Raw genomic sequence first — 24239 nt, 5'->3', positions numbered from 1 at the left:
GCACGCTGAGCCATGCAAAATCCTCTGAATACTCCCCGGAAATATCCAATTAAAGTATTGGTTTGGCGCGCTACCTTATTCACCGCGCTGTGGTGGATTCTGACAGAAGGCAATTTCGTTGCTTGGGGCGTGGGGCTGGTGAGCGTCATTCTGGCCTTGGTGGCCAGTCTCATCCTGTTCCCACCTGGCACATCCCGACTGTCCTTGACCGGACTTGCGGGCTTTCTCGGTTTTTTTCTGGTGCAATCAGTAAAGGGCGGCGTTCAAGTGGCCCTCATAGCCCTGCGTCCCCGCCTCGACTTGCGCCCCGCCGTGCTCGATATTACGATGCGCTTGCCGGAGGGGCGTTCGCGCGTCTTACTGGCCAATACTCTGAACCTGCTGCCCGGCACTTTGAGTATCGGCTTGGAGGGCAGATATTTGCGGATGCACCTGCTGGACAAACGGATCCCGGTGGAAAGCGGAGTGCACGAGGCCGAGGTGTGCATCGCGCGCATGTTGAGCTTGCCTCTGGAGGAACTGTGACTGACCTTTATTTGATCCTTGCCGTATTCCTGCTCATAAACCTGCTGGCGGCGCTGTGGCGAATCGCGCGCGGGCCGACACCCGCCGATCGCTTGCTGGCCGCACTGCTGTTCGGCACCATGGGCGTGGCGGTGCTATTACTACTGGCTTATGCGGGGGGAGGGCAGACACTGGTAGATGTGGCACTGGTGTTCGCCCTGCTGGCTGTCATCACCGGCGCCGCCTTCGTTCGACGGGTATGGGGGAGGGAGAGCAATGGACATTCTTGATTTATCGAGCGCGGTGCTACTGATTATTGGCGCCGCATTTTTCCTGGCCGGTACGGTGGGCCTGCTGCGCTTTCCGGATGTGTACACCCGGCTGCATGCTCTGGCCAAGGCGGACAACCTGGGTCTGGGTTTCACTGTGCTCGGACTGGTGCTCCAGGCGCCCGGCGTGGCGGCGGGATTAAAGCTGATCCTGGTTTGGCTGCTGGCCTTGGCCGCCAGCGCTACGCTGAGTTTTCTGATCGCCCGACGCGCTTTCGCCAAGGGTATCTCACCTTGGAAACCCGAGGAGCACGAGCTGTGATCTTCGACCTGTTGCTGGTCGCCGCCCTATTGTGGAGTGCTGTGCGAGTGCTTACCACGCCAGACTTGTTTCGTGCAGTGGTGTTGTTTATCGTCTTCGGACTGCTCATGGCGCTGGCCTGGGCGCGCCTGGACGCCCCCGATATCGCCCTGGCCGAAGCAGCCATTGGCGCAGGCCTCACTGGGGCGCTACTGCTCGATGCAGTAGCGCATCTGCACAAGAAACGGCAGGAGCAGTCTCCATGAAAACCCTGTTGAATGTCGCGGTACTGTTTTTGGCCGGTGCGTTCGGCTTGGCCCTTGGCTGGGCAATACTGGACCTACCGGTTGCCGCCGTGAACCTGCCGGAACAGCTAACGGCGCAGCTCGACATGAGCGGCGTGGTGCACCCGGTGACTGCGGTGCTGCTCAATTTTCGCGGCTACGATACATTACTGGAGATAGCCGTATTGCTGCTGGCTCTGTTAGGCATTCTGGCCTTGCCGCGTCACGTGTCCGACCACCAACATCGCCCTTTCACCGCCAACCCGGTGCTGCAAACCCTGGCCCGGGTGCTGGTTCCACTGATGCTGCTGGTAGCAGGTTATATATTGTGGGCGGGGGCGCACCGGCCAGGCGGCGCATTCCAAGCTGGGGCGGTGTTGGCTGGGGCAGGGGTGCTTTTGCATCTGGCCGGCCTGCTGCCAGCTTGGGTCACGCCGGGTCGGACATTGCGCGCCGGGCTCGCGGTTGGCTTGTTGGTCTTTATCGCGGTAGCGGTAGCGCTCATGGCGCAAGGCACCCTATTGCAATATCCGCCCGGCTGGGCCGGTGCGCTGATCTTAATGATCGAGGCAAGCCTGACTTTTTCGCTTGGCCTCATACTGGCCGGGCTTTATCTCATACTGGCCGATTCGAGGGCTCAGGCATGAACGCTGCCTTGGTTTACGCCCTCACCGGCACGGCGCTGTTTGTCCTCGGCGTGGCTGGCTTAATACTACAGCCACATTTGTTGCGTAAGATTCTTGCCTTTAACATCATGGGCAGCGGTATTTTCTTGGTGATGGTTGGTCTGGCCCAGCGCGCCGGCACCCCCGACCCCGTACCTCAGGCTATGGTGCTGACCGGTATCGTCGTCGCTATCGCCGCCACTGCCCTGGCCTTGGCACTGGCGCGGCAACTGCTGGATATGAGCGGCGAGATGCGACTGCCGGAAGAAAAGTCGGGAAAGGACAGGCTGGATGTTTGATCCCATTCCCTGGCTGATCCTGTCGCCCTTGATCTGGGCGACCCTGGCCTTTGTGCATGGACCGGGGCAGGGTGGCCGACTGCCTGTGGCGGGCCTGATACTGCAACTTGCCTTGGCGGCAATGCTGGCGCAGCAGATCGTGGCCGGCGGCGTGCGCGTGTACGCCGTCGGCGGCTGGGGCGCGCCGCTGGGTATCGACCTAATGGCCGACGGACTCAGCGCGGTGATGCTGTTGCTGACCCAAACAGTGGCTTTGCCGCTCGTTTTTTACGCGCGCGCCTACTTCGCAGGTCATGCCAATTCCCTGCGATATTTCTGGCCGCTGACCGGTTATCTGTTGGCAGCCATGAACGCGCTGTTCCTGTCTGCCGATGTGTTCAATATTTACGTTACGCTGGAGTTGCTCGGTCTGGCAGCGGTGGGGCTGGTGGCATTGGCGGGCGGAGCAGGGCCAATCACGGCGGCCATGCGCTATCTTCTGGCCGCCTTGCTCGGTTCCGGCGCCTACCTTCTGGGTGTAGCGCTGCTCTATGGCGTTTACGGTAGCGTATCACTGGCGGCGCTGATACCCTTGATCGCTGCGGATGCGCCCGCAGTGGTGTCGCTGGCAGCGGCACTGATGCTACTTGGGTTGATGCTCAAGACCGCACTGTTTCCCTTCCACATCTGGTTGCCGCCCGCTCATGGCGGCGCGCCGGCGCCGGTGTCGGCCCTGCTCTCGGCCCTCGTAATCAAGGCCTCGTTCTATCTCATCTTGCGGTTGTGGTTCGATCTGTTTGAACCCATCACCAGCGTTGCGGCGGCACAGTTGCTAGGCGCGCTGGGTGCTGCCGCGATACTCTGGGGTTCGTTTCTGGCGCTACGGCAGACCCATCTGAAGATGTTGGTGGCCTATTCCACAGTGGCGCAGATAGGCTATCTATTTTTGCTTTTCCCGCTCGCTACAGGGGTATCGGCGGAGGTAGCGGCAAGCGCCTGGCAGGGTGGCGTGCTGCAGGTGGTTGCGCACGGGCTGGCGAAAGCTGCCATGTTCGCGGCGGTAGGGGCGATGATCATCGCCACCGGGCGCGACGAGATATCAGGCATCGCCGGCGTGGCTGCGCGCCTGCCACTGACCCTGTTCACCTTCGCGCTAGCCGGCGTGACGATCATGGGTCTGCCACCGTCGGGCGGTTTTGCTGCGAAGTGGCTGCTGCTGGGTGCGGCGCAGGCCAGCGGGCAATGGTGGTGGATCGTGGTGATGGTGGTGGGCGGCCTGCTCTCCGCAGCCTACATATTCAAGGTGTTGCGCCAGGCCTTTCTGCCAGTCGAGGAGACAGCGAATTTCAAACTTTTGCCGCGCATGTTGGAGTGGCCCGTTTTACTGCTCGCCCTGGCCAGTCTCGTTTTGGGGCTAGGCGGCGGCGAGGTATTGAGCTTGCTGGGGGCAACATGAGTCTCAACGAAACCCTGCCCCTGCTGGTGCTGGTCAGTTCTCTACTGCCAGGCCTGATCATCTTCACTTTGCCCGAGGAGCGGCGCGGCCTGCGTAACCTGTTCAACATGGTCGGCGCGACCTTGAAGTTACTGCTCATCTTTTACATACTGAGAGGTGTAATGCTCGGCGAGGAATATATCTTCCGCCATACCATCCTGCCCGGGCTGGATCTGGTTTTCAAGGCCGATGCGTTGGCTATGCTGTTCGTTACCCTTTCGGCGGCACTGTGGTTCCTGACCACGCTGTATGCCATCGGCTACATGGAAGGCTCGCCGCATCGCAGTCGTTTCTTCGGTTTCTTCAGTCTGTGCGTCACCGCCACCATGGGGGTGGCGATGGCAGGCAATCTGTTCACTTTTTTTGTTTTCTACGAACTTTTGACCCTGTCCACCTATCCGCTGGTGGTGCATCGCGGCACTGAACAGGCCATGCGTGCGGGACAGGTCTATCTCTCCTACACCCTCGGTGGTGGCGCGCTGCTCCTGATCGGCACCGTCTGGCTGTACGGCCTGGCCGGACAGGTGGAGTTTACCCAGGGCGGCATGTTAGCGGCTTTGGGGCCGGAATACACCGGCCAGTTGCAGGTCATCTTCTTTCTGCTCATCGCCGGGTTGGGGGTGAAGGCCGCTCTGGTTCCACTGCATGGTTGGTTGCCCCTGGCGATGGTGGCGCCGGCGCCGGTATCGGCGTTGCTGCATGCTGTGGCAGTAGTGAAAGCTGGTGCTTTCGGTATCGTGCGCGTGGTGTACGACGTCTATGGCGTGGAATTCGCCCAGTCGCTGCATTTGCTGATGCCGCTGGCCGTAATGGCCTCGGTTACCATCATTTGGGGGTCGTTGTGCGCGTTATTTCAGGACGATCTAAAACGGCGCCTGGCCTATTCCACCATCAGCCAGGTATCTTACATCGCTCTGGGAGTGGCCATCTTCGGCCCGATGGCCACCATCGGAGGCATGGTGCATCTGGTACATCAGGGCATCATGAAGATTACGTTATTCTTTTGTGCTGGCAATTATGCCGAGACCTTGGGCATCCACAAGATCAGCGAGATGGATGGCGTCGGCCGGCGCATGCCGTGGACCACTGCCGCCTTCACGATCGGCGCCTTCGGCATGATCGGCTTGCCGCCGCTCGCCGGCTTCATTAGTAAGTGGTATCTGGGCTTGGGTGCTCTGGAGGCGCAGATGCCCTGGGTGATTGCGGTGCTGCTGGCATCGAGCCTGCTCAATGCAGCCTACTTCCTACCGGTCTTGTACCGGGTCTGGTTTCAGCCGCGAACGGAAGCGTGGCCGGGGGAGCACATACCGATGCAAAACGGACGTGAGACCGCCTGGCTGCTGCTCGTCCCGCCACTCGTCACCGCCGTTGCCACAGTGCTTGTGGGTTTGTTCGCCGCCAGCGCGATGTCGCCTCTGAACTGGGTCAAGCTGATCGCCGATCGTGAATATCTGTATTGGCTGCCATGAACCTGTCAATTGTCCTCATTCTCCCACTGCTGCTAGCCGGACTGGTGCTGCTCCCGGCTACTCGGCGCATGGGTATGCTGCTGGCGCCTTGGGCAGCGTTACCGGGCCTGGCATTTTCGCTGGTGGCACCCGATGCTTACACGCTAGATATACCCTGGCTTCTGCTGGGCAGTCGTTTCGGTTTGGATGAAACTGGGCGCTTGTTTCTGTTTTTCACCGCCTTGTTGTGGTTGACGGCAGGGTTATATGCCCACAGCTATCTGGCCAAGGATCCGCGCCGACATATCTTTATCGCCTTTTTTCTGGCCACCCTGAGTGGCAACCTGGGGGTATGCCTGGCGATGGATGCGGCCAGTTTCTATCTCACCTTCGCGGTAATGACCTTCGCAGCTTATGGATTGGTGGTGCACGAGGGCGATGCCGAGGCGCGGCGAGCCGGGCGGGTTTATCTCATCATGGCGGTGCTCGGAGAAGCACTGCTTATCGCTGGTTTGCTCCTGCTGGCAGGGGCGGCGCAAACTCACTTTCTGCCGGAAATGGCGCGGGCAGCGGCAATGGAGATGCCCAATCTTGCCTATGCCTTATTGTTTCTGGGCTTTGGCGTCAAGGCCGGGGTGCCGTTGCTGCATATGTGGCTGCCACTTGCGCACCCAGTCGCGCCCACGCCGGCCTCCGCTGTGCTTTCCGGAGCCATGATCAAGGCAGGTTTGCTGGGTTGGCTGCGTTTCCTGCCTCTGGGCGAGGCGACCGTGCCAGCATTGGGTGCGGTGATACTGGGCCTGGGTCTTTTTGCGGCGTTCTTTGGGGTCGTGGCAGGGCTGGTACAGCGACAGCCGAAAACACTACTGGCCTATTCCAGCATCAGCCAGATGGGCCTCATGACCCTGGCCGTGGGTGCCGGCCTGTTGCTGCCGAAGGCATGGTCTCTGCTGCTGCCGGCGATTGGCCTATATTCCCTGCATCATGGTTTGGCCAAGGGCGCATTGTTCCTGGGCGTGGGGGTGGCGCAGCGGTTCGGTCGCAACGGCTGGGTGATGGCAGGCCTGCTGCTGCCCGCCCTGGCCTTGGCAGGCGCGCCGTTCACCAGTGGTGCGCTCGCCAAGACGCAATTGAAGGCTGCCTTGGCGGGACTGCCCACGCCCTGGCCGGAACTACTGGCCTGGACCTTACCCCTGGCCGCCGTGGGTACAGGTATGCTCATGGTCCGCTTTCTGCTGTTGACACCTAGTGGAGGCAAGCAGGATGACGGTATCGGCCTGTTGCCACCTTGGCTGGTGGTGCTGACGGCGGTAGCGGCACTGGCCTGGATGCAAGCCGATGACAGCACCGTGGTAGCAGTGCTGTCTGGCTCGGGTCTGGTATCTGCGGCTTGGCCGATGCTCGTGGTCGCACTTCTCGCCTATGCCGCTTGGTGGCGCGGATGGCGTGGCCCGGCCATCCCGCCGGGGGATGTGTTGGTGTGGCTGGAACGGGCGGCGGCTACCCTGCGCCGTGTTTCCTTACCCTATTCATTCCGATCAAAAAGAGTCTTTCCCGCTGCGCTGGTATATATCTCCAGAATCTGTCACTTGGAGAAAATTCTGTGCAACTGGCCGCTGGTTGGGGGCTTGTGGTTGTTTGTGCTTGTCGCCCTGGCATGTGCGCTGCTGCTGGTGGCGCACTCCCCGACAGTTTGATAGCAACACCGACAATATTTCGATTCAAAGAATACAAATAACGGAGATTGAATATTTGAATTTAGGATAAATTAGCTGCTGCCTGCCGCGCTTCTTCCGCCTGCTTGTTAATCTGCGTTATCAAGTCATCTGCCTTTGACGGATCAATGCCCAAAGCTTGCCACTCTCCAGGACTGATTTCGGTTGGCCCATGCTCTGGAATGCCGAAGGCGACTAGCACTTTTTCCGCGATGTTAACCATGCTGACCAACGGTTGGCCAATAGCCGCAAGCTCATTGTCAGGGTCATGGTGGTAGCGCAACACTGCAATGATGCTTTCCGGTAGATTCCAAAAGCGGGCTAGCTCGGCACCCAGTTCACAGTGGTTCATTTCCAGCAGTTCGGCTTCGATTTCAGCGGAAGGTCGATCCGGTTGAGAAATAAATTGGGTCTGTAATTCATCACTACGTTTCTGGTCGAGATAATTCAGCACCATATAGCCGATATCATGCAGCAGTCCCGCCAAAAATATTTCGTCGTCGAGAGGGCGTGTGTTGCGCGGCATAGCTTGTGAAATGATTCTCACAGCCAAAGAAATAGCCAAGCTGTGTAACCAGAGACCTTGAGCATCCAGCTTACCCACAGGTTCCTTTATCATTGATGACATCACCGCAATACCCAAGGTGACAGCTTTGACGCGTGTAATGCCAAGTAACATCGAAGCGTCTGTAACAGAGGAGACACGTCTGGAGGCACCGAATAAAGGCGTGTTTGCCAAGCCGATAAGCTTCGCAGCGATCTGTGGGTCTTTTTCAACTAGTTTGAGCATTGTCCGTTCACCCTCGTCGCTTTCAAGATCAAGGGCGAGAATCTTCTGAGCGATAGCTGGCATAGTTGGCAGCGTGTCCAGGCGTTGTATAGCGTCTTTCAGATTAACTGGTGAACTGCTGGCACTCATGTCGCCTCCTAATGGATTAATATTTAATAATAATTGTTCAAATGCTGCTACCGCAACTCTAGATCAAACAACTTGCTGGTCGCGTACATTGTGGATCTTCACGACAATCCGGTTTCAGACAGCGCACTTTCAACCATGAATAAAGGCTTACAGCAATAAGCGGAAATTGCAGATAGTAAAGCAACTGCTTTTCATTGCCTAGATTTAGTTTTTTGTGATCGCCAACAGCTCATCAGACGAAAACAAAAGGGAGCAAATTTCAAGTCCCGATTTTAACGGTAAGTGCTCAATTGAACAAAACTATCTGATGTCAAAATGAACGCAGCAAAGATTAAAGATATGGGAGCTACTTGAAAAGCCACCCGAAGATTGCACGGTTCAAGACGTGCGCTATCATCAATGAGTTACGTTTTAAAAATATTCGACCTTACGGCACAAGTCTCATTCTTGCTACAATTAGTTTTTGTAATACATACGGAATTAATCATGTGCGGAATAATTGGTGCAATAGCGCAACGTAATGTCGTCCCTATTCTTCTGCAAGGCCTGCAGCGCTTGGAATATCGGGGTTATGACTCGGCTGGATTGGTGGTCGTTGAGGACAATGCGTTGCAACGCATTCGCAGTATCGGACGAGTTGCGGAGTTATCCACGCAAAGCACGGCTACCAGCGGTTTTATCGGTATTGCACATACACGCTGGGCTACTCACGGTGTGCCCAGTGAGCGTAACGCGCACCCGCACTTGAGTAGCAATCTCATTGCCGTGGTACACAATGGCATAATCGAAAACTATGAAGCACTACGTACACGCTTGGCTGCGCAAGGTGCCGTATTCACGTCCGACACTGACAGCGAAGTTATTGCTCATCTTATTAACCATCACTATGCGCGCGGTAATAGCTTGTTGATTGCAACTCAGGCGGCGCTTGCCGAATTGGTGGGCGCTTACGCCATTGGCGTGGTGGCAGCAGACAATCCAAACCAGCTTATTTGTGCGCGCAAGGGTAGCCCGTTGTTGTTGGGTGTGGGAATTGAGGAGCATTTCGTCGCATCGGATGTATCAGCGCTGTTGCCGGTGACAAATAATGTGGTGTATCTGGAAGAAGGCGATGTGGCAGAAGTCAGCTTGAAAGGTTACCGGATTTTCGATGCCAAGGGACAATCTGTGGAGCGTCTGATGCACGTCAGTAAACTGTCTAGCGCAAGCATGGAGCTGGGCGAATATCGTCACTACATGCAGAAAGAAATTCACGAGCAGCCGCAAGCGCTTGCGGATACGTTGGAAGGTGTATGTAACAGCCAGTCGCTGATACCCGGCATTTTCGGTGCCGAGGCCGCAGCTGCATTCGCACAAGTTGAAAGCATCCTCATTCTCGCCTGTGGTACTAGTCACCATGCGGGGCTAGTGGCACGCTACTGGCTCGAAGAAATCGCCGGCATTCCATGTGTCGTGGAAATCGCCAGCGAATATCGCTACCGTGTGAGCGTGCCCAATCCCAAAGCGCTAGTAGTTACCATTTCTCAATCAGGTGAAACCGCCGATACTCTGGCTGCACTCAACCACGCTATAACATTAGGGCACCCACATACGCTTTCTATCTGCAATGTGCCGGAAAGCGCGCTGGTTAGACTCTCAAAGCTACATTTTTTGACGCGCGCTGGACCGGAAATTGGGGTCGCCTCAACCAAGGCATTTACCACACAATTAGCGGCTTTGTTCCTGCTTACTCTGGTTTTCGCCAAGTTGCGTGGCAAATTGAGTGTAGAAAAAGAACAGTACCACTTGCAAGCGTTGCGCCATTTGCCCAGCGCGGTTCAATTGGTATTGACACTCGAGCCTGATATTGCGCTGATGGCCGAGCGTTTTGCCAGCAAGCATCATGCTCTGTTCCTCGGGCGCGGGCTACACTATCCCATCGCACTGGAAGGCGCGCTTAAGCTTAAAGAAATATCTTACATTCACGCCGAAGCCTACCCCGCTGGTGAATTAAAGCACGGACCACTAGCCTTGGTGGACAAGGACATGCCGGTTATCGCCGTTGCCACTAACGACGCATTGCTGGAAAAACTCAAATCCAACCTGCAAGAGGTGCGCGCACGAGGTGGCGAATTGTATGTATTCGCCGATGCGGACACGCGTTTTCATTCGGGCGAGGGCGTACATCTAATGCAAATGCCCGAGCACGCCGGATATTTAAGCCCTATTCTGCACACCATTGCATTGCAACTGCTGGCATATTACGTGGCATTGCAAAAGGGAACTGATGTCGACAAGCCGCGCAATCTGGCCAAATCTGTCACGGTAGAGTGATAGGGCAGCTCGTTATGCTTGTTTCGCATCTGCCCATTACCATGGAGTTTTTCCAGAATGGCGGTTATCGCTGTATTCAATCAAAAGGGCGGGGTGGGCAAAACCACCACCTGCCTCAATCTTGCCGCTGCGCTGGCCAGGGGGCAGCGGAATCCCATCGTTCTTGATCTTGACCCCCAAGGACATTTAAGCTTGGCATGTGGGCTGAAGGATGTCACTTTAGCTGATGCCGGCATGGCTGCTTTTTTTAGGTTGAATACCCCGCTTGCCAACCTTCTGCGCGATACACCAGCTGGCTGGCAGATCATTTCTTCTTCGCTCGAGTTATCCAAGATCGACGTGCTTTATGGTAGCAATCCCAAGGCTGCAACCATGTTAAAAAAAGGCTTGAGTGAAGATTTGGCACTCACTGGCGCGCCTATCCTGATTGATTGTTGCCCTATGTTAGGCGTGCTAACGCTTAACGCGCTGCTCGCATCTGATCGAGTGTTGATTCCGGTTTCGGCGGACTTTCTTTCGCTACACGGCGTACATCTCCTGGATTCAGCACTTAATGTGCTTGAGGTCAAACTCAAACGTATATTCGAGCGTCGCATTGTGGTGACCCGCTTCGATGCGCGGCGTAAGCTTTCGTATGAAATTTTCGACAAACTTCGGGATCGTTATGGTTCATTGGTATGCAATACGCGCATTAGTGAAAACGTTGCGCTTGCCACGAGCCCAATGCATGGTAAAGATGTCTTTACTTACGCTCCGCACAGTCCCGGTGCAGCGGATTACAAGGCGTTAACAATAGAGTTGATTAAAAGCGGATTTTTTGAAGAAAGAGTGGCAGTTTGATTTTCAAACAGGACGCCTTAACCTGAAATAGAGTACCACTGCTTGCAGGTTGTTAGCTCACAATTTCACTCTACCAGCTTCCACTTCACCATTTCACTTGCTCTCAATGGCACTAATTGATGCTCTCCAAACCCAACTGTCGCAGGCACTTGCCATTCCTGCTTACGCAAGGTAATGCTTTGAGCGTTACGCGGCAGACGATAAAAATCAGCGCCATAAAAACTGGCAAAACCTTCTAACTTATCTAGCGCCCCAACCTGCTCGAAAACTTCTGCATATAGCTCGATGGCGGTGTGGGCGGTGTAAATGCCGGCGCAGCCGCAAGCAGACTCTTTGGTATGTTGTGCATGGGGGGCACTGTCGGTGCCGAGGAAGAATTTTTTGTTACCACTGGTAGCCGCTGAAAGCAATGCTTCACGATGTGTTTCGCGCTTCAACACGGGCAGGCAGTAATAGTGCGGATGGATACCGCCGCTGAGCATGGCATTGCGATTGTATAGCAGATGGTGCGCGGTGATCGTGGCGGCGACATTTTCTGGCGCGTTCTTCACAAACTGCGCGGCGTCTATCGTGCTGATATGTTCGAAAACTACGCGCAAATCGGGTAGGTCGTGCAGCAGTGGTTGCAGCACGCGGGCTATGAATACTGCCTCGCGGTCGAACATATCTACCGCTGTATCTGTTACTTCACCATGCATAAGCAACGGCATTCCACAATGCTGCATTTCTTCCAGAGCGGGATAGGTCTTACGAATGTCAGTGACGCCCGAATCGGAGTTGGTGGTGGCGCCTGCAGGATAATATTTAACTGCATGCACTATGCCGCTTTGCTTTGCTGACCGAATTTCTTGCGCAGTAGTGTTGTCGGTTAGATATAAAGTCATCAGCGGTTCGAAATGCGAACCTATAGGTAACGCGGCGAGGATACGCGCGCGGTAGGTCTGCGCCTGTTCGGTGGTTGTAATCGGTGGGCGAAGGTTGGGCATGACGATGGCGCGGGCGAATTGGCGTGCGGTGTCAGGTAGCACGGCGTGCATTAACGACCCATCGCGCAAATGCAGGTGCCAGTCGTCGGGTCGGGTTAGTTTTAGTTCCATGGCAGATATTTTATCCGATTGTCAAAATGATACTGAGTCCTGGATTAAGCTGAGGACTTGAGTGAAAGTGCGCGTTGATATAGTTCGTTACGTCCTGCCCCAGTAATACGCACAGCGAGCTGTACCGCCTGCTTAAGCGGTAATTCGTGCAACAGCGCCGCCAATACATGTTCAACGTCTGCATCCAACCCTTCCTGTCGCGCTACCGCGCCGGAAACCAGTAATACGAACTCACCCCGTTGACGGTTGGTATCACCATTCAGCCAAACCAGTGCCTCGGCGAGGGAACATCGTTGAATACTTTCGAAAAGTTTGGTTATTTCGCGCGCAAATACAATTTCCCGATCACCGCCGAAAATGCCTTGCAGGTCAGTCACGCATTCCAAAATGCGATGCGGAGCTTCATAAAATATCAAGGTATAAGGTAAGGCGATCAGCTCTTGTAACGCGCGGCAACGTGCAGCTGATTTGTTAGGCAGGAACCCATAAAACAGGAAGTGCGGTTCAGCCAGGCCGGCGGCAGACAGGGCTGCTAATGCGGCGTTCGCTCCAGGGATGGGGATCACGCGATAACCGGCGGCGCGCACTTCTGCCACTAATATCGCACCGGGGTCGCTTATCGCCGGCGTGCCGGCATCGGATACCAAGGTAACTGACTGACCTCTGGCCAGCAGCGAGATCACTTTTTCTGCCGCCCCCCGTTCATTGTGTTGGTGCAATGCCATTAACTTATTTGCCGCTATGGAGTAATGCATCAGCAGATTTGCAGTATTACGCGTGTCTTCAGCAGCAATGAAATCGGCCGATATCAGCACATCCAATGCGCGCAAACTGATATCTCGCAAATTCCCAATTGGGGTGGCAACCACATATAATGCACATTCTAATTTTTGTTTTTGGCCACTATGCACTGCACTTCCTTTTACTTGTTGCTTGTTAGCCGTCGTACTATACGTGAGCGTGGGAGGCTGTGCCACTCTCAAAGGTTCGGTCGTCCCTTATTTGAAACTTGACATGGATGATTGCCTGCATGCAAACCCACCATTACACCCTGAAATGGAACGTTTTTATGCGCTCGCGGTCAATACGTTTCGTATGCACAGAGATTTGTATGCACAGAGATCAGTACCGCAGCGAGTATGAGTACACGGGGAGTTCTGGCCGAGCAATTGGCGGCAGAGTTTCTGCAACGACATGGCCTCAAGTTGCTGCAACGAAACTATAGCTGCCGTTATGGCGAAATTGACCTGATTCTGCAAGATGGCGACACACTGGTATTTGCCGAGGTACGTTTGCGTAGTCGTGGTGATTTCGGGGGAGCTGCGGCCAGCATTAATGCGACCAAGCAGGCTCGACTGATACGCACCGCTCAGCATTACCTCGCCACACTGAGCCGTACTCCACCTTGCCGTTTTGATGCGCTGTTGCTTAATACGCTGGATAGCGCTCAAGTGGAATGGATCAAGAATGCTTTTACCGCCTGATTTCGGGTAACATTCAAATGTATCGCAGCAGATTTTTGGCACAATGGACTTAGATCAGCAGAGTCTGTCAGCACTTAGACGACATATTAGTGAGAGGGGAACATGCGTTATTTAAATTACCTATTACTGGCTATCTTGCTAGGTGCGATGCAAGGATGCTTTCCGATAATCGCTGCGGGTGTCGGCGCGGGTGCGCTAGTATCATCAGATCGCCGTACTGCCGGCATTATTCTTGAAGATCAAAACATCGAAAACAAGGCACTCCATCAAATCAATGCCCAATATAAAGACACCGTTTATGTGAATGTCACTAGTTTCAATCGCCGTGTGCTCATTACTGGCCAAGTACCTAACGAAACAATTAAAGCTGATGTTGAAAAAACAGTTTCAAGCTTGATGAATGTAAAAACGGTTAATAACGAACTGCAGGTATCCACTCTGACTAGTTTATCCTGGCGTAGTAATGACGGCATAATTACTAGCAATATTAAGCTGCGTTTCCTCAATAACCGCCAAGGATTTCAGCCTGAGCATGTCAAAGTCATTACTGAAAACAGCTCAGTATTCTTGATGGGTCTGGTCTATCACAAGGAAGCAGAAGCAGCCGCAGAGATCGCCAGCAACTCGCGCGGCGTGGAGCGTGTCGTAAAGGTATTTGAATACCTCGATTAAATGCCGCCTGTTTAGCTCGCCAAGTTTCAAACAGAAAAAATTTCTACGCAAAATTTGTGCTAGAAAAACCAAGGCGGCATGGAACACGACGTTCTATTGCTGCCCCACCTTTTTATGATTACGCTGCCGAACAAAATATGTGCGTCCATTTTAATGACCATGCTTAACCCCACAGAAATTACCCTGCATCAGCAATCGAAGCTGCTGGAAATCGCCTTCGATGACGGCTCACGCTACCGCTTGCCTTATGAATTTCTGCGCGTGCATTCGCCTTCTGCCGCCGTACGTGGGCACGGCCCGAGTCAGGAAGTGCTGCAGATCGGCAAGCAAGATGTGAGCGTGATTGACGTCCAACCCGTAGGTAGCTACGCCATCAAAGTGACTTTCGATGATGGCCACAATACCGGTCTTTATTCTTGGGATTACTTGCATGAGTTAGGGAAGTATCAGGATGCGTTGTGGCACGAATATTTATGCAAATTGGCAGAAGCGGGAGAGAGCCGTGTTCCACATCTTCCCGACGACGCACTCGATAAACCCGGAAAATAAAATGAACAAATCAACTCATTTCGGTTTCGCAACTATCGCGGAAACAGAAAAAGCCGAGCGCGTAGCTAAGGTATTCACATCCGTCGCCAGCAAATATGATGTTATGAACGACCTCATGTCAGTTGGTCTACATCGGCTATGGAAGCGCTTCGCCATCCAGATCAGCGGCGTGCGAGAAGGGGAACGAGTACTGGATGTAGCGGGGGGCTCTGGCGATCTCTCACGTCAGTTTGCCCAGCGTGTTGGCAACAGCGGCCAAGTTTTGCTCACCGACATTAACAACGCTATGTTGCGTGTCGGCCGTGACCGCTTGATTGATAATGGCCTAATTATGCCTGCTGTACAGTGTGATGCAGAGAATTTGCCATTTCCCTCTAATTATTTCAACTGTGTCAGCATTGCTTTTGGCCTGCGCAATGTGACTCACAAGGATGTTGCGCTACGTGAAATGCAGCGAGTACTTAAGCCCGGTGGTCGTTTGCTGGTGCTTGAGTTTTCCAAGGTATGGAAACCGCTGGAGCCGATGTATGATGCTTACTCGTTCAAACTGCTGCCCAAATTGGGTGAATTGATCGCCAAGGATGCAGGCAGTTACCGCTACCTGGCAGAATCTATCCGCATGCATCCATCGCAAGAGGAGCTTAAGCGCATGATGGAAGAAGCCGGGCTCTCTCGTGTTGAATATTTCAACCTAAATGCTGGAATAGTAGCGTTGCACAAGGGTTATAAAATTTAACATGAATGTTTCAAAAATTTCTGCAACGCACTCCATAAACGTTCAATATTTAACTTACCTCATGCAAGCTGACAAAGTTGAAACTCGGATTTAATATTCAAATATTTTAAGGACATAGAAAATTTTGTCTGCAAAATGCAACTTTACATTTTGCACGTGAACTAAAAATGTAGTGTTATACTTTATTCCCTTTTTTGTCAGCTATTAAATTAAGGTATTCCATGAAACGTTTCCTATTGTTTTTGACTTTTACCCTGGCTATTTTCTCCATGCTTACCGTAACCGCCGAGGCTAGGCGCATGGGCGGGGGCGGCAACATTGGTAAACAACGCACCATGAGTCCGCAGCAAGCGGCCAAGGCACCCGCTGCCGCACCTGCCCCGGTAGCGCCTGCGGCAGGTAATAAATGGCTTGGACCCTTGGCTGGTTTGGCAATAGGTGCAGGCTTGGGCGCTATGTTCGCTGGTGGTCTAGGCGGTTTAGGTGGCGTAATGGGTGCCATTCTGATGGCGCTACTGGCCGTAGGTTTGGTGATGTTCCTGATTTCCCGGTTTCGCAAATCGCAGACGCAGCAACCCGCCATGCAGTATGTAAGTAGTGGCACATCATCTTACCAGCCAGAATCTAGACAACAGCCGTTTGCAGGCGGTAGCGCAGCAAGCAATGCACCTTTATCCAATAGCAGTAATAACATTCCGGCAGACTTCCCGGTTGCAGCTTTCCTGCGTAGCGCCAAGACTTCATTTATCCGCCTGCAGGCCGCAAATGACCGTAAGGATCTCAATGACATTCGTGAATACACTACGCCGGAAATGTTCGCTGAAATTTCCTTGCAGTTACAGGAACGTGGTGATGCCCCCCAAAAAACAGATGTGCAGGCGATCGATACTCAGATTATTGAGGTGGTCAATGAAGGCGACTATGCCATTGCCAGTGTGCGTATGAGCGGCCAATTGAGCGAAAATAACGGCATGTCGGAGAGCTTCGATGAAGTGTGGCATGTGCAGAAAAACTTACGCGATGAAAAGGCAGTCTGGTTACTATCCGGAATCCAGCAAGTAGCTTAAACATGCTGTTTCAGCCGACCGTTTCTGCACTGAACCACTTGCTTACCCAAAGTGGCTGGGCGTTGCAGCGGATGGCAATCCATGCAGGCAAGACGGCGCGGTTCACCATCGCGCCGTTTATTTTTTCATATACTATTCAAAATGATGGCACGCTGTGCGCTGCCTCAACCGATGTAAGTGCCGATGCAAGCTGTGTCATTCCGCCTTCATTGCTGCCGCGTCTGGTATTGCATGATGAAGCTGCTTCCGCGCAAATTGAAAGTTGCGGCGATACCGCACTACTCACCGAAATTTTTTATCTCAGTCGTCATCTGCACTGGGATGCAGCAGAAGACTTAAGCCGGGTGACTGGCGATATTGCTGCCGAACGTATCGTGCTATATGCCAAGTCTGGCCAGCAACATGTACAGGATGCGGCATTTAACCTGTCGCAAGCGCTGGCAGAATACTGGACGGAAGAGTCCCCGTTGCTTGCTAAATCCACTCATATTGCAGATTTCGTCCAACAGACGGACAAGCTGCGCGACGACGTAGCGCGACTGGAGCAACGCATCAGTCGATTATCTAATTCCTGAAAACTCTTGCTAGTCTTTATAGTATGCCGCAAACCATTTAACTGTTCTTTAAAAGACACAAAGCTGATTTTCTTTCAAGGTATACAGCGGTCGTGTTTATGCGGCTTTGAGACGACTGGAATAAAATAAAACAAAGAGCAATTTTCTAAAATACGGCCGAATACTTCACTCGGACCACAAAACAATCAAATCTTCGTGAAATTTTCATGCGCCTGTTACGCCTACTAAAAATAATTTTTGTCGTACTGCGCTTCGGCTTGGATGAGTTTTTGCTTGCGCATTCACGCACGCGCTGGCTACTGGTGCCAATCAACCTGCTGCTATTCGCACGTGACACCTCTGCACCGCGTGCCGTGAGATTGCGCCATGCTTTGGAAAGCCTGGGTCCGATTTTTGTAAAATTCGGACAAATGCTTTCCACCCGCCGCGACCTAATTCCTGTCGATCTCGCCGACGAACTCGCCAAACTGCAAGACCAAGTGCCGCCCTTTCCTTCTGCACAAGCAGTGGCTTTACTGGAAGCTGCCTACAATAAAAACCTTAATGACGTATTTTACAGCTTTGAGGAAACACCCATTGCCAGTGCCTCGGTCGCTCAAGTACATTTTGCAGTGCTGCCGAATGGACGCGAAGTCGCAATAAAAATACTGCGCCCCGGCATCGCACCTGTTATTGCGCATGACATCGCACTACTTGAGATATGCGCCAGTTTAATTGAACGCTGGTGGGAAGACGGTAGGCGACTCAAACCACGCGAAGTGGTAGAGGAATTTGAAAAGCATCTGCGTAATGAACTCGATCTGATGCGTGAAGCCTCCAGTGCCAGCCAATTAAAACGCAACTTTGCCAATTCAAAACTGCTGTTAGTCCCGGAAATTTATTGGGATTGGTGTACAGAAGAAGTAATGGTGATGGAACGCATGGATGGCCTTCCCGTCAACCATGTGGACGCGCTACGTGCGGCCGGTATTGACCTTCCTACGCTGGCGGCCAATGGCGTGGAAATTTTCTACACCCAAGTATTTCGCGATGGTTTTTTCCATGCTGACATGCACCCCGGCAATGTGCAGGTAGCAGCGGATGGCCGCTACATTGCACTGGATTTCGGCATCATGGGTACTCTCACAGATTCCGACAAGCATTATCTCGCACAGAATTTCATTGCTTTTTTTCAGCGCGACTACAAACGTGTGGCAGAGGCACACATAGAGTCTGGTTGGGCACCTGCGAATACACGGGTTGATGAGCTGGAGGCCGCCATTCGAGCAGTGTGCGAGCCAATATTTGACCGCCCCTTGCGTGAAGTTTCTTTCGGACGTGTGTTGCTGCGCCTGTTTCAGACCTCGCGCCAATTCGGCATCGAAGTCCAGCCACAACTCGTGCTATTGCAAAAAACCTTGCTTAATATCGAGGGGCTGGGCCTGCAACTTGATCCAGAATTGGATTTGTGGAAAACCGCCAAGCCGTGGCTGGAGCGTTGGATGAGCGAACAAATTGGTTGGCGCGGTTTTCTTAATGCGCTAAAAATAGAGGCACCACACTATGCGATTCTATTACCGCAGCTACCGCGTCTGCTGCACCAGACCTTAAATGAAAAATCCGGTGTGCAAATTGCAAGCGTATTGCGTGAACTAGTGTCACAACAAAAACAAATAAACCAACTGGTTACATTGGTCGCGTTAATTTTATTCGGGCTGATTGTTTTGTATTTTGTGCGCGGTTAGGCAGAGTATTTTGATTGAGTAACTCTTCGGTTAACTTAGGGCGCCATTAAAAATGAGGCTTTTCAGGGACGACTAAGATTAATCAGTGTAGTGCTTTTGACGTATGGAGATGCTGACTGTTTCAACCTGAATTGCCCTGCCAGTTCGTGAAACCGCTTCAAAACCAAGCGGACTGCCCCACCCGATTGGTTTTGATAGTAGGTCAGCGGCATTCATGCAATTGTGTCACGCTTCTTTGTGATAACCCACCACACGCTCTACTTCATTCTTCGAGCCAAGAATCACTGGTACACGTTGATGCAATCCCGTTGGCTTAAGTTCCATTATGCGTCCGCGACCCGTGGAGCATACCCCGCCTGCTTGTTCCACGATGAAAGACATCGGATTGGCTTCATAGAGTAAACGCAATTTTCCTGCCTTGCCTACCTCCTTGTTGTCGAATGGATACATAAAGATGCCGCCGCGAATCAGAATGCGATGCACTTCTGCAACCATCGAAGCCACCCAGCGCATATTGAAGTTTTTTTCACGTCCCCCTGGCGTTTTACCCTTTACGCATTCATCCACATATCGCTGTACCGGAGCTTCCCAGAAACGCTGGTTGGACATATTGATGGCGAATTCCTGGGTATCGGCCGGAATGCTCATATTCGGATGAGTCAGCATAAACTCCCCAATGTCATTGTTCAGCGTAAAGCCATTTACCCCATGTCCGGTAGTAAGCACTAACATTGTGGAAGGGCCATATAGTGCATATCCAGCGCAGACTTGTTTAGTGCCCGGCTGCAAGAAATCCTCTGCAGTTGGGTTGGTCACTCCTTCGGGGCAACGTAAAATCGAAAAAATCGTGCCGACGGAGATATTTACGTCAATGTTGGATGAGCCATCCAGTGGATCAAATGTAAGTAAGTACTTACCTTTTGGATATTTAGCAGGTATTGGATAGATGTCATCCATTTCCTCAGATGCCATCGCGGCAAGATGGCCGTTCCATTGGTTTGCTGCGATGAAAATGTCATTGGTTATTACATCCAGCTTCTTCTGCGTTTCACCTTGAATATTCTCACTGCCTGCACTCCCCAGAACACCAGTCAAGGCACCTTTGTTAACACTATGGGCAATTTGCTTGCAGGCCAAAATGATGTCACTGAGCAACCCAGTGAAGTCACCAGTTGCACTTGACAATTGCCTTTGTTCTTCGATAATGAATTTCACCAGATTTTTGCTCATGTGTTTTCCTTACCTTAAATTAAGAGAGTTTTGAATTTCAACATTTTACAGGTTTTTGCATTCCCTCTCCACGCCTATAAGATACTTAAGCTTTGCATTTACAACATTAACTGAACTTTAGACATGCAACCCACAACCTTGCGTGCCCCGAAAGTTGTAGTGCTGAGAGAATAATGAAATAAAAGGTCAAGTTACTTGATTAATAATAAATTTACAAAAGTACTTCTGTTTAATTCGCGCGCGTCATTTTAGAGGTGCCCTTTAATTTATTTCACAAGTATATGAAGAATGCAATTCCTCGATTTCTGATAGCTGCGTTTAAGTCTTATCCAGTGCTTTTCAGGTATCAATGGCTTAAATTTGTTAATTACCATTGTTTTAATTTTTCTGATAATGAGATATAAAATAATTGCAAGATGATCTTTATTTGGAATGTACCTCCAAACGTAATAACGATTTATTGCTAACTCCCATAACTTGATTCTTGAAAAATATGGCAAGAGAATTTTGTCAGGATACGCGGAACTAATTGGATAAGGATGTTGTAATGTATGCCCATTCGAAAAGAATTTTTTAATTTGAACGGCGGGGTCATCCCCGAAAAATTTTGAGAAATCAACCCAAGCGGTAGGTCTCATGTCTGCTTCAATAAAATATAATTTTTTATCGTGATCTGATTTGATACAGGCAATATTCACGAAGCCATTTGCTCCAAGCGCCTCACCTAAACAAACTAATTCATCAAAAATATTTTTTTGTAGATGTGCTATTTGTACATACGTTCTTAGTACAGATGCGCCAAATTTGCTTTTAGCCCTCTCTATCCTTGAATAGCTAAAATGTATCAACTTGCTATTTTGATAAAAGCCACTTAAATCTAACTCAACGCCTTGAATCTTTTTTTGTATCAGCACAGGATATGTTTGCAATTTATTTAATAAAATTTCAACATCGTCATTGCTCGAACAATCAAATACGCCGAAACCTCCGCCTGAGGAATCAACCTTGACGAAAACTGGATATCCTAAAGTCTCAACGGATCGTTTTAACTCTGATTTATCATTTGCTATGCGGAATTCGGGCGTGTTAACTCCAAACTCTTGAAATACTCTGGAAAGCCCAATTTTGGAATATATGTGATCAAGATTTTTTCTTGTCTGAATTGGTAAGAGCTCTATTTTTTCTTCAGCTGACAAATCTGAATCCAAGATTTTTTTTAATGTTCCGTCGTCACCAATAACAATTAACGAGTAATTATTTTTGTTTTTTTCAGAAACAACTTTAGCTATGTCATCAGAGTTGGCTACAAATTCAAAATTTCTTATAGCGGGATGTTTTTTAAAAATATAGTTATTGGTTATGATGTCCACTGCAAAACCTGCCCTGCTCAATAAAGTTGGCACAGCTATCATTAATTCGGCATTTTCGCCCACTAGCAAAGCTTGTAAATTTTGCATTTTTTTGCTTTGGCTTTATAAAGCGTTAAAGATGTTGCAATACAGAATCATGTATAGCTTTATATATGATTTTCAGGCTTGCTTTGATGGGGTATCCAGCTATTTGCTGAAATTGTACAGTTATGCATTGTAATCAGAGAATGCTCAATCACAATCCTCGACTCCTCTGGCTGGGGCTGATTACACGCGCAACTATGCTGAATTTCTCGCTTATTTGTCGGTTGGTGTCGCCGGCCTTGACTACCTTGATTGGATTCGCTGGAGGGATGGGTTCTCCTGCACTATATGTCTTGGCATTCATGGTTGGCACATGAATATATAGAATACCCCTGGTGGTGATATGCGCGGACGTAAATGGGTGCCTGTCACGGCTGGCACGATTTTCATCGTGCCAGCACGCGAATTTGTGAAGTTTGCAGGTTATGTAATCATTCCCGCCGCAACGGTGTTATTCGTTGCCTCATCAATGACGATAAAGCTGCCGGTAAAACGGTTTTTGATGTAGCTATCAAATACCAGCGGCAGCTGCACCTTCATCGCCACGCGGGCAATGTCGTTCATATTGAGTGTGGCGCTACTGTGTTGTTCCAGCGTATTAACATCCACACGATAGTCAAGGCGCGCAAACGAACATTTCACTACACGCGTGGTGTGCTTGATTATGTATTTTCGATTCAGATCAAGCGGTAATTCAGACAGCCAGCACAGCATAGCCTCAAATTCCTTGGAAACTTGCGGCATAGTGGCAGACATCACGAACATATCGCCGCGCGAGATATCGATCTCATCCGTCAAGGTTAGCGTAACCGATTGTGGCGCGCGAGCGCTTTGCAGGTTGCCATCGTAGGTGACGATCTCCTTCACCTTGGTGGTGCGACCGGAAGGCTGGATAGTAATTTCATCGCCCACTGTGATAACGCCCGACTCAATACGCCCCATGTAACCGCGGAAATCGTGGTATTCCTGCGTTTGCGGACGGCATACCCATTGCACTGGGTAACGGAAATCGGTTGTGTTGATATCATAGTCAATCACCACATTTTCCAGCAGTTCCAATAGTGGGCTGCCTTGATACCAATTTAAATTTTCGCCGCGCTCCACCACCATGTCGCCATTTAATGCCGACATTGGAATGCAGGTCATATCATGCAGGCCTAGCTGGGCGGCAAATGCACGATACTCTGCGCAAATCGCATCGAACGTTTCTTCCGAATAATCCACCATATCCATTTTGTTAACGGCCAGCACAATGTGCGGCACACCTACCAGACTGGCGATATAAGTATGGCGGCGTGTTTGCGTAAGCACGCCCTTGCGTGCATCAATCAAAATGACCGTAAGGTTTGCTGTGCTGGCTGCAGTAACCATGTTGCGCGTGTACTGCTCATGCCCTGGCGTGTCACCGATGATAAATTTGCGCTTGGGCGTAGCAAAGTAACGATAAGCGACGTCAATGGTAATTCCCTGCTCACGCTCCGCCTGCAAACCGTCGGTGAGCAGTGACAAATCCACTGCGCCCATTCCGCCGCGCCGCTCGCTGGTTTTGGTAATGGCAGAAAGTTGATCCTCGAAAATAGATTTGGAGTCGTGTAACAAGCGGCCAATTAACGTGCTTTTGCCATCGTCAACGCTGCCGGCAGTGATAAAACGAAGTAGCTGTGTGGTATTGCTCATAATTAAAAATAACCTTCTTTTTTGCGCAGTTCCATGGATGCCTCAGAGGTCTGATCGTCCATACGTGTCGCACCGCGCTCGGTAATGCGTGTGATAGCCGTTTCTTCAATAATTTCCTGCGCGTTGCGTGCATGTGACGCTACCGGACAGGTGCAAGTCATATCGCCCACAGTACGGAAACGCACCATCATTTTTTCCACTTTTTCACCCGGCCTCGGTTGCACCAGATGGGACACGGGCAAAATCCCATTATCACGGTTAATCACCTCGCGCTCATGCGCGTAATAGATGTCGGGAATATATAGCTTCTCGCGTGCTATGTATTCCCAAATATCCATTTCCGTCCAATTGCTGATCGGGAACACGCGAATATTTTCCCCGGCATGCACCCGAGTGTTGTATGTATCCCACAACTCTGGACGCTGATTTTTCGGATCCCACTGACCGAACTCGTCGCGGAAAGAAAAGATGCGCTCCTTGGCTCGTGCTTTCTCTTCGTCACGGCGTGCACCGCCAATACAAGCGTCGAACCCAAACTCGGCAATCGTTTCCAGTAAGGTCACAGACTGAAAAGCATTGCGTCCCTGATCTGCATTTTTCAGCACAATCGTGCCCTTTTTGATCGAGCCCTCCAGCGAACGAACAATTAGCCGTTCGCCCAAATCTGCTGCCAGCTTATCGCGACAAGCGATTACTTCTGGAAAGTTGTGCTCAGTATCGATATGTACCAGTGGGAAAGGCAAGCGCGCCGGGCGAAAAGCCTTTTCTGCCAAGCGCAGCATAACGATGGAATCCTTGCCGCCTGAGAATAGCAACGCAGGATTTTTGCATTCTGCCGCCACCTCTCTCATGATGTGGATAGATTCACTTTCCAGCACATCCAGATGGGTAAAAGATTGATTACTCATTTTTCCTCAACTTCTAAAAATACAAACTCAAAATA

Annotated in this window: 25 protein-coding genes and 1 pseudogene; 19 read left to right on the top strand and 7 right to left on the bottom strand. The window is 51.5% G+C overall.

Annotated elements, in window-relative coordinates:
- Positions 1–12 precede the first annotated feature (12 nt).
- From MJ769_RS07495 to MJ769_RS07455, 9 genes are all read left to right on the top strand, one after another.
- Positions 13–525, top strand: coding sequence for a Na+/H+ antiporter subunit E (locus MJ769_RS07495; protein ID WP_239235833.1), 513 nt, complete (start codon positions 13–15; stop codon positions 523–525).
- Entirely contained in the window at positions 483–794 is a 312-nt protein-coding gene (locus MJ769_RS07490) for a monovalent cation/H+ antiporter complex subunit F (protein ID WP_239235831.1), read from the top strand. Before MJ769_RS07495 ends, MJ769_RS07490 begins: the two co-directional genes overlap by 43 nt.
- Positions 781–1095 (top strand): monovalent cation/H(+) antiporter subunit G, encoded by a 315-nt coding sequence (gene mnhG / locus MJ769_RS07485; RefSeq protein ID WP_239235829.1) that lies wholly within the window; start codon positions 781–783, stop codon positions 1093–1095. Before MJ769_RS07490 ends, mnhG begins: the two co-directional genes overlap by 14 nt.
- Positions 1092–1340: a Na(+)/H(+) antiporter subunit B gene (locus MJ769_RS07480; protein ID WP_239235827.1), complete on the top strand. Its 249-nt coding sequence runs from the start codon at positions 1092–1094 to the stop codon at positions 1338–1340. Before mnhG ends, MJ769_RS07480 begins: the two co-directional genes overlap by 4 nt.
- Before the next feature lie 125 nt (positions 1341–1465).
- Complete coding sequence (locus MJ769_RS07475) at positions 1466–2005, top strand: MnhB domain-containing protein (RefSeq protein ID WP_239235826.1); 540 nt, start codon at positions 1466–1468, stop codon at positions 2003–2005.
- Positions 2002–2322, top strand: a complete 321-nt coding sequence (locus MJ769_RS07470) for an NADH-quinone oxidoreductase subunit K (RefSeq protein ID WP_239235824.1) — start codon at positions 2002–2004, stop codon at positions 2320–2322. Before MJ769_RS07475 ends, MJ769_RS07470 begins: the two co-directional genes overlap by 4 nt.
- Positions 2315–3757, top strand: a complete 1443-nt coding sequence (locus MJ769_RS07465; protein WP_239235822.1) for a complex I subunit 5 family protein — start codon at positions 2315–2317, stop codon at positions 3755–3757. Before MJ769_RS07470 ends, MJ769_RS07465 begins: the two co-directional genes overlap by 8 nt.
- A complete protein-coding gene (locus MJ769_RS07460; RefSeq protein ID WP_239235820.1) occupies positions 3754–5265 on the top strand; it encodes a proton-conducting transporter transmembrane domain-containing protein in 1512 nt (503 codons plus the stop codon). Before MJ769_RS07465 ends, MJ769_RS07460 begins: the two co-directional genes overlap by 4 nt.
- Entirely contained in the window at positions 5262–6941 is a 1680-nt protein-coding gene (locus MJ769_RS07455) for a complex I subunit 5 family protein (RefSeq protein ID WP_239235818.1), read from the top strand. Before MJ769_RS07460 ends, MJ769_RS07455 begins: the two co-directional genes overlap by 4 nt.
- Before the next feature lie 61 nt (positions 6942–7002).
- On the opposite strand, the gene MJ769_RS07450 is transcribed toward MJ769_RS07455, so the two are convergent.
- Positions 7003–7878 (bottom strand): HDOD domain-containing protein, encoded by an 876-nt coding sequence (locus MJ769_RS07450; protein ID WP_239235817.1) that lies wholly within the window; start codon positions 7876–7878, stop codon positions 7003–7005.
- 486 nt (positions 7879–8364) lie between these two features.
- Here MJ769_RS07450 and glmS point away from each other — a divergent pair, with 486 nt between their 5' ends.
- Positions 8365–10191, top strand: a complete 1827-nt coding sequence (glmS, locus tag MJ769_RS07445; protein WP_239235815.1) for a glutamine--fructose-6-phosphate transaminase (isomerizing) — start codon at positions 8365–8367, stop codon at positions 10189–10191.
- A 57-nt stretch (positions 10192–10248) separates the two neighbouring features.
- Positions 10249–11031 carry a ParA family protein gene (locus MJ769_RS07440; RefSeq protein ID WP_239235813.1) on the top strand — a complete coding sequence of 261 codons (783 nt, stop codon included), beginning with the start codon at positions 10249–10251 and terminating at the stop codon, positions 11029–11031.
- A gap of 65 nt (positions 11032–11096) precedes the next feature.
- Here the strand turns inward: MJ769_RS07440 and pyrC are convergent, their stop codons facing one another.
- The gene (gene pyrC / locus MJ769_RS07435; RefSeq protein ID WP_239235804.1) at positions 11097–12128 is read right to left on the bottom strand and encodes a dihydroorotase; all 1032 of its coding nucleotides are present in this window, start codon (positions 12126–12128) and stop codon (positions 11097–11099) included.
- A gap of 44 nt (positions 12129–12172) precedes the next feature.
- Positions 12173–12997 (bottom strand): 16S rRNA (cytidine(1402)-2'-O)-methyltransferase, encoded by an 825-nt coding sequence (gene rsmI / locus MJ769_RS07430; protein WP_239235802.1) that lies wholly within the window; start codon positions 12995–12997, stop codon positions 12173–12175.
- Positions 12998–13267: 270 nt separating this feature from the next.
- On the opposite strand from rsmI, the gene MJ769_RS07425 reads away from it, so the two are divergent.
- The 7 genes from MJ769_RS07425 to ubiB all read left to right on the top strand — a co-directional run bounded on the left by MJ769_RS07425 (position 13268) and on the right by ubiB (position 18935).
- Positions 13268–13612, top strand: coding sequence for a YraN family protein (locus MJ769_RS07425; RefSeq protein ID WP_239235800.1), 345 nt, complete (start codon positions 13268–13270; stop codon positions 13610–13612).
- A 102-nt stretch (positions 13613–13714) separates the two neighbouring features.
- Entirely contained in the window at positions 13715–14284 is a 570-nt protein-coding gene (locus MJ769_RS07420) for a BON domain-containing protein (protein ID WP_239235798.1), read from the top strand.
- A 153-nt stretch (positions 14285–14437) separates the two neighbouring features.
- Positions 14438–14833: a gamma-butyrobetaine hydroxylase-like domain-containing protein gene (locus MJ769_RS07415; RefSeq protein ID WP_239235871.1), complete on the top strand. Its 396-nt coding sequence runs from the start codon at positions 14438–14440 to the stop codon at positions 14831–14833.
- A gap of 1 nt (position 14834) precedes the next feature.
- Positions 14835–15569, top strand: coding sequence for a bifunctional demethylmenaquinone methyltransferase/2-methoxy-6-polyprenyl-1,4-benzoquinol methylase UbiE (gene ubiE / locus MJ769_RS07410; RefSeq protein WP_239235797.1), 735 nt, complete (start codon positions 14835–14837; stop codon positions 15567–15569).
- Between the two features lie 221 nt (positions 15570–15790).
- On the top strand, positions 15791–16636 hold the full coding sequence (locus tag MJ769_RS07405) for a Tim44 domain-containing protein (RefSeq protein ID WP_239235788.1): 846 nt from the start codon (positions 15791–15793) through the stop codon (positions 16634–16636).
- A gap of 2 nt (positions 16637–16638) precedes the next feature.
- The gene (locus MJ769_RS07400; RefSeq protein ID WP_239235787.1) at positions 16639–17211 is read left to right on the top strand and encodes a ubiquinone biosynthesis accessory factor UbiJ; all 573 of its coding nucleotides are present in this window, start codon (positions 16639–16641) and stop codon (positions 17209–17211) included.
- 206 nt (positions 17212–17417) lie between these two features.
- On the top strand, positions 17418–18935 hold the full coding sequence (gene ubiB / locus MJ769_RS07395; protein ID WP_239235786.1) for a ubiquinone biosynthesis regulatory protein kinase UbiB: 1518 nt from the start codon (positions 17418–17420) through the stop codon (positions 18933–18935).
- Positions 18936–19160: 225 nt separating this feature from the next.
- Here the strand turns inward: ubiB and MJ769_RS07390 are convergent, their stop codons facing one another.
- Together MJ769_RS07390 and MJ769_RS07385 are read right to left on the bottom strand one after the other, a co-directional pair.
- Positions 19161–20165: a class 1 fructose-bisphosphatase gene (locus MJ769_RS07390; protein ID WP_239235785.1), complete on the bottom strand. Its 1005-nt coding sequence runs from the start codon at positions 20163–20165 to the stop codon at positions 19161–19163.
- A 266-nt stretch (positions 20166–20431) separates the two neighbouring features.
- Positions 20432–21622 (bottom strand): ATP-grasp domain-containing protein, encoded by a 1191-nt coding sequence (locus MJ769_RS07385; RefSeq protein WP_239235784.1) that lies wholly within the window; start codon positions 21620–21622, stop codon positions 20432–20434.
- Between the two features lie 166 nt (positions 21623–21788).
- Between MJ769_RS07385 and MJ769_RS07380 the strand changes: the two are divergent.
- Positions 21789–21935: pseudogene (locus MJ769_RS07380) on the top strand (IS1595-like element ISCARN11 family transposase); the annotation flags it as partial.
- A 107-nt stretch (positions 21936–22042) separates the two neighbouring features.
- On the opposite strand, the gene cysN reads toward MJ769_RS07380, so the two are convergent.
- Both cysN and cysD read right to left on the bottom strand, forming a co-directional pair.
- Entirely contained in the window at positions 22043–23296 is a 1254-nt protein-coding gene (cysN, locus tag MJ769_RS07375; RefSeq protein WP_239235782.1) for a sulfate adenylyltransferase subunit CysN, read from the bottom strand.
- Positions 23297–23298: 2 nt separating this feature from the next.
- Complete coding sequence (gene cysD, locus MJ769_RS07370; protein WP_239235780.1) at positions 23299–24204, bottom strand: sulfate adenylyltransferase subunit CysD; 906 nt, start codon at positions 24202–24204, stop codon at positions 23299–23301.
- Positions 24205–24239: the final 35 nt, after the last annotated feature.

Source organism: Candidatus Nitrotoga sp. BS, from assembly GCF_927797785.1.
Lineage (GTDB): Bacteria > Pseudomonadota > Gammaproteobacteria > Burkholderiales > Gallionellaceae > Nitrotoga.
The sequence above is the reverse complement of the archived record's forward strand: the minus strand, read 5'-3'. Positions and strand labels throughout refer to the sequence as shown.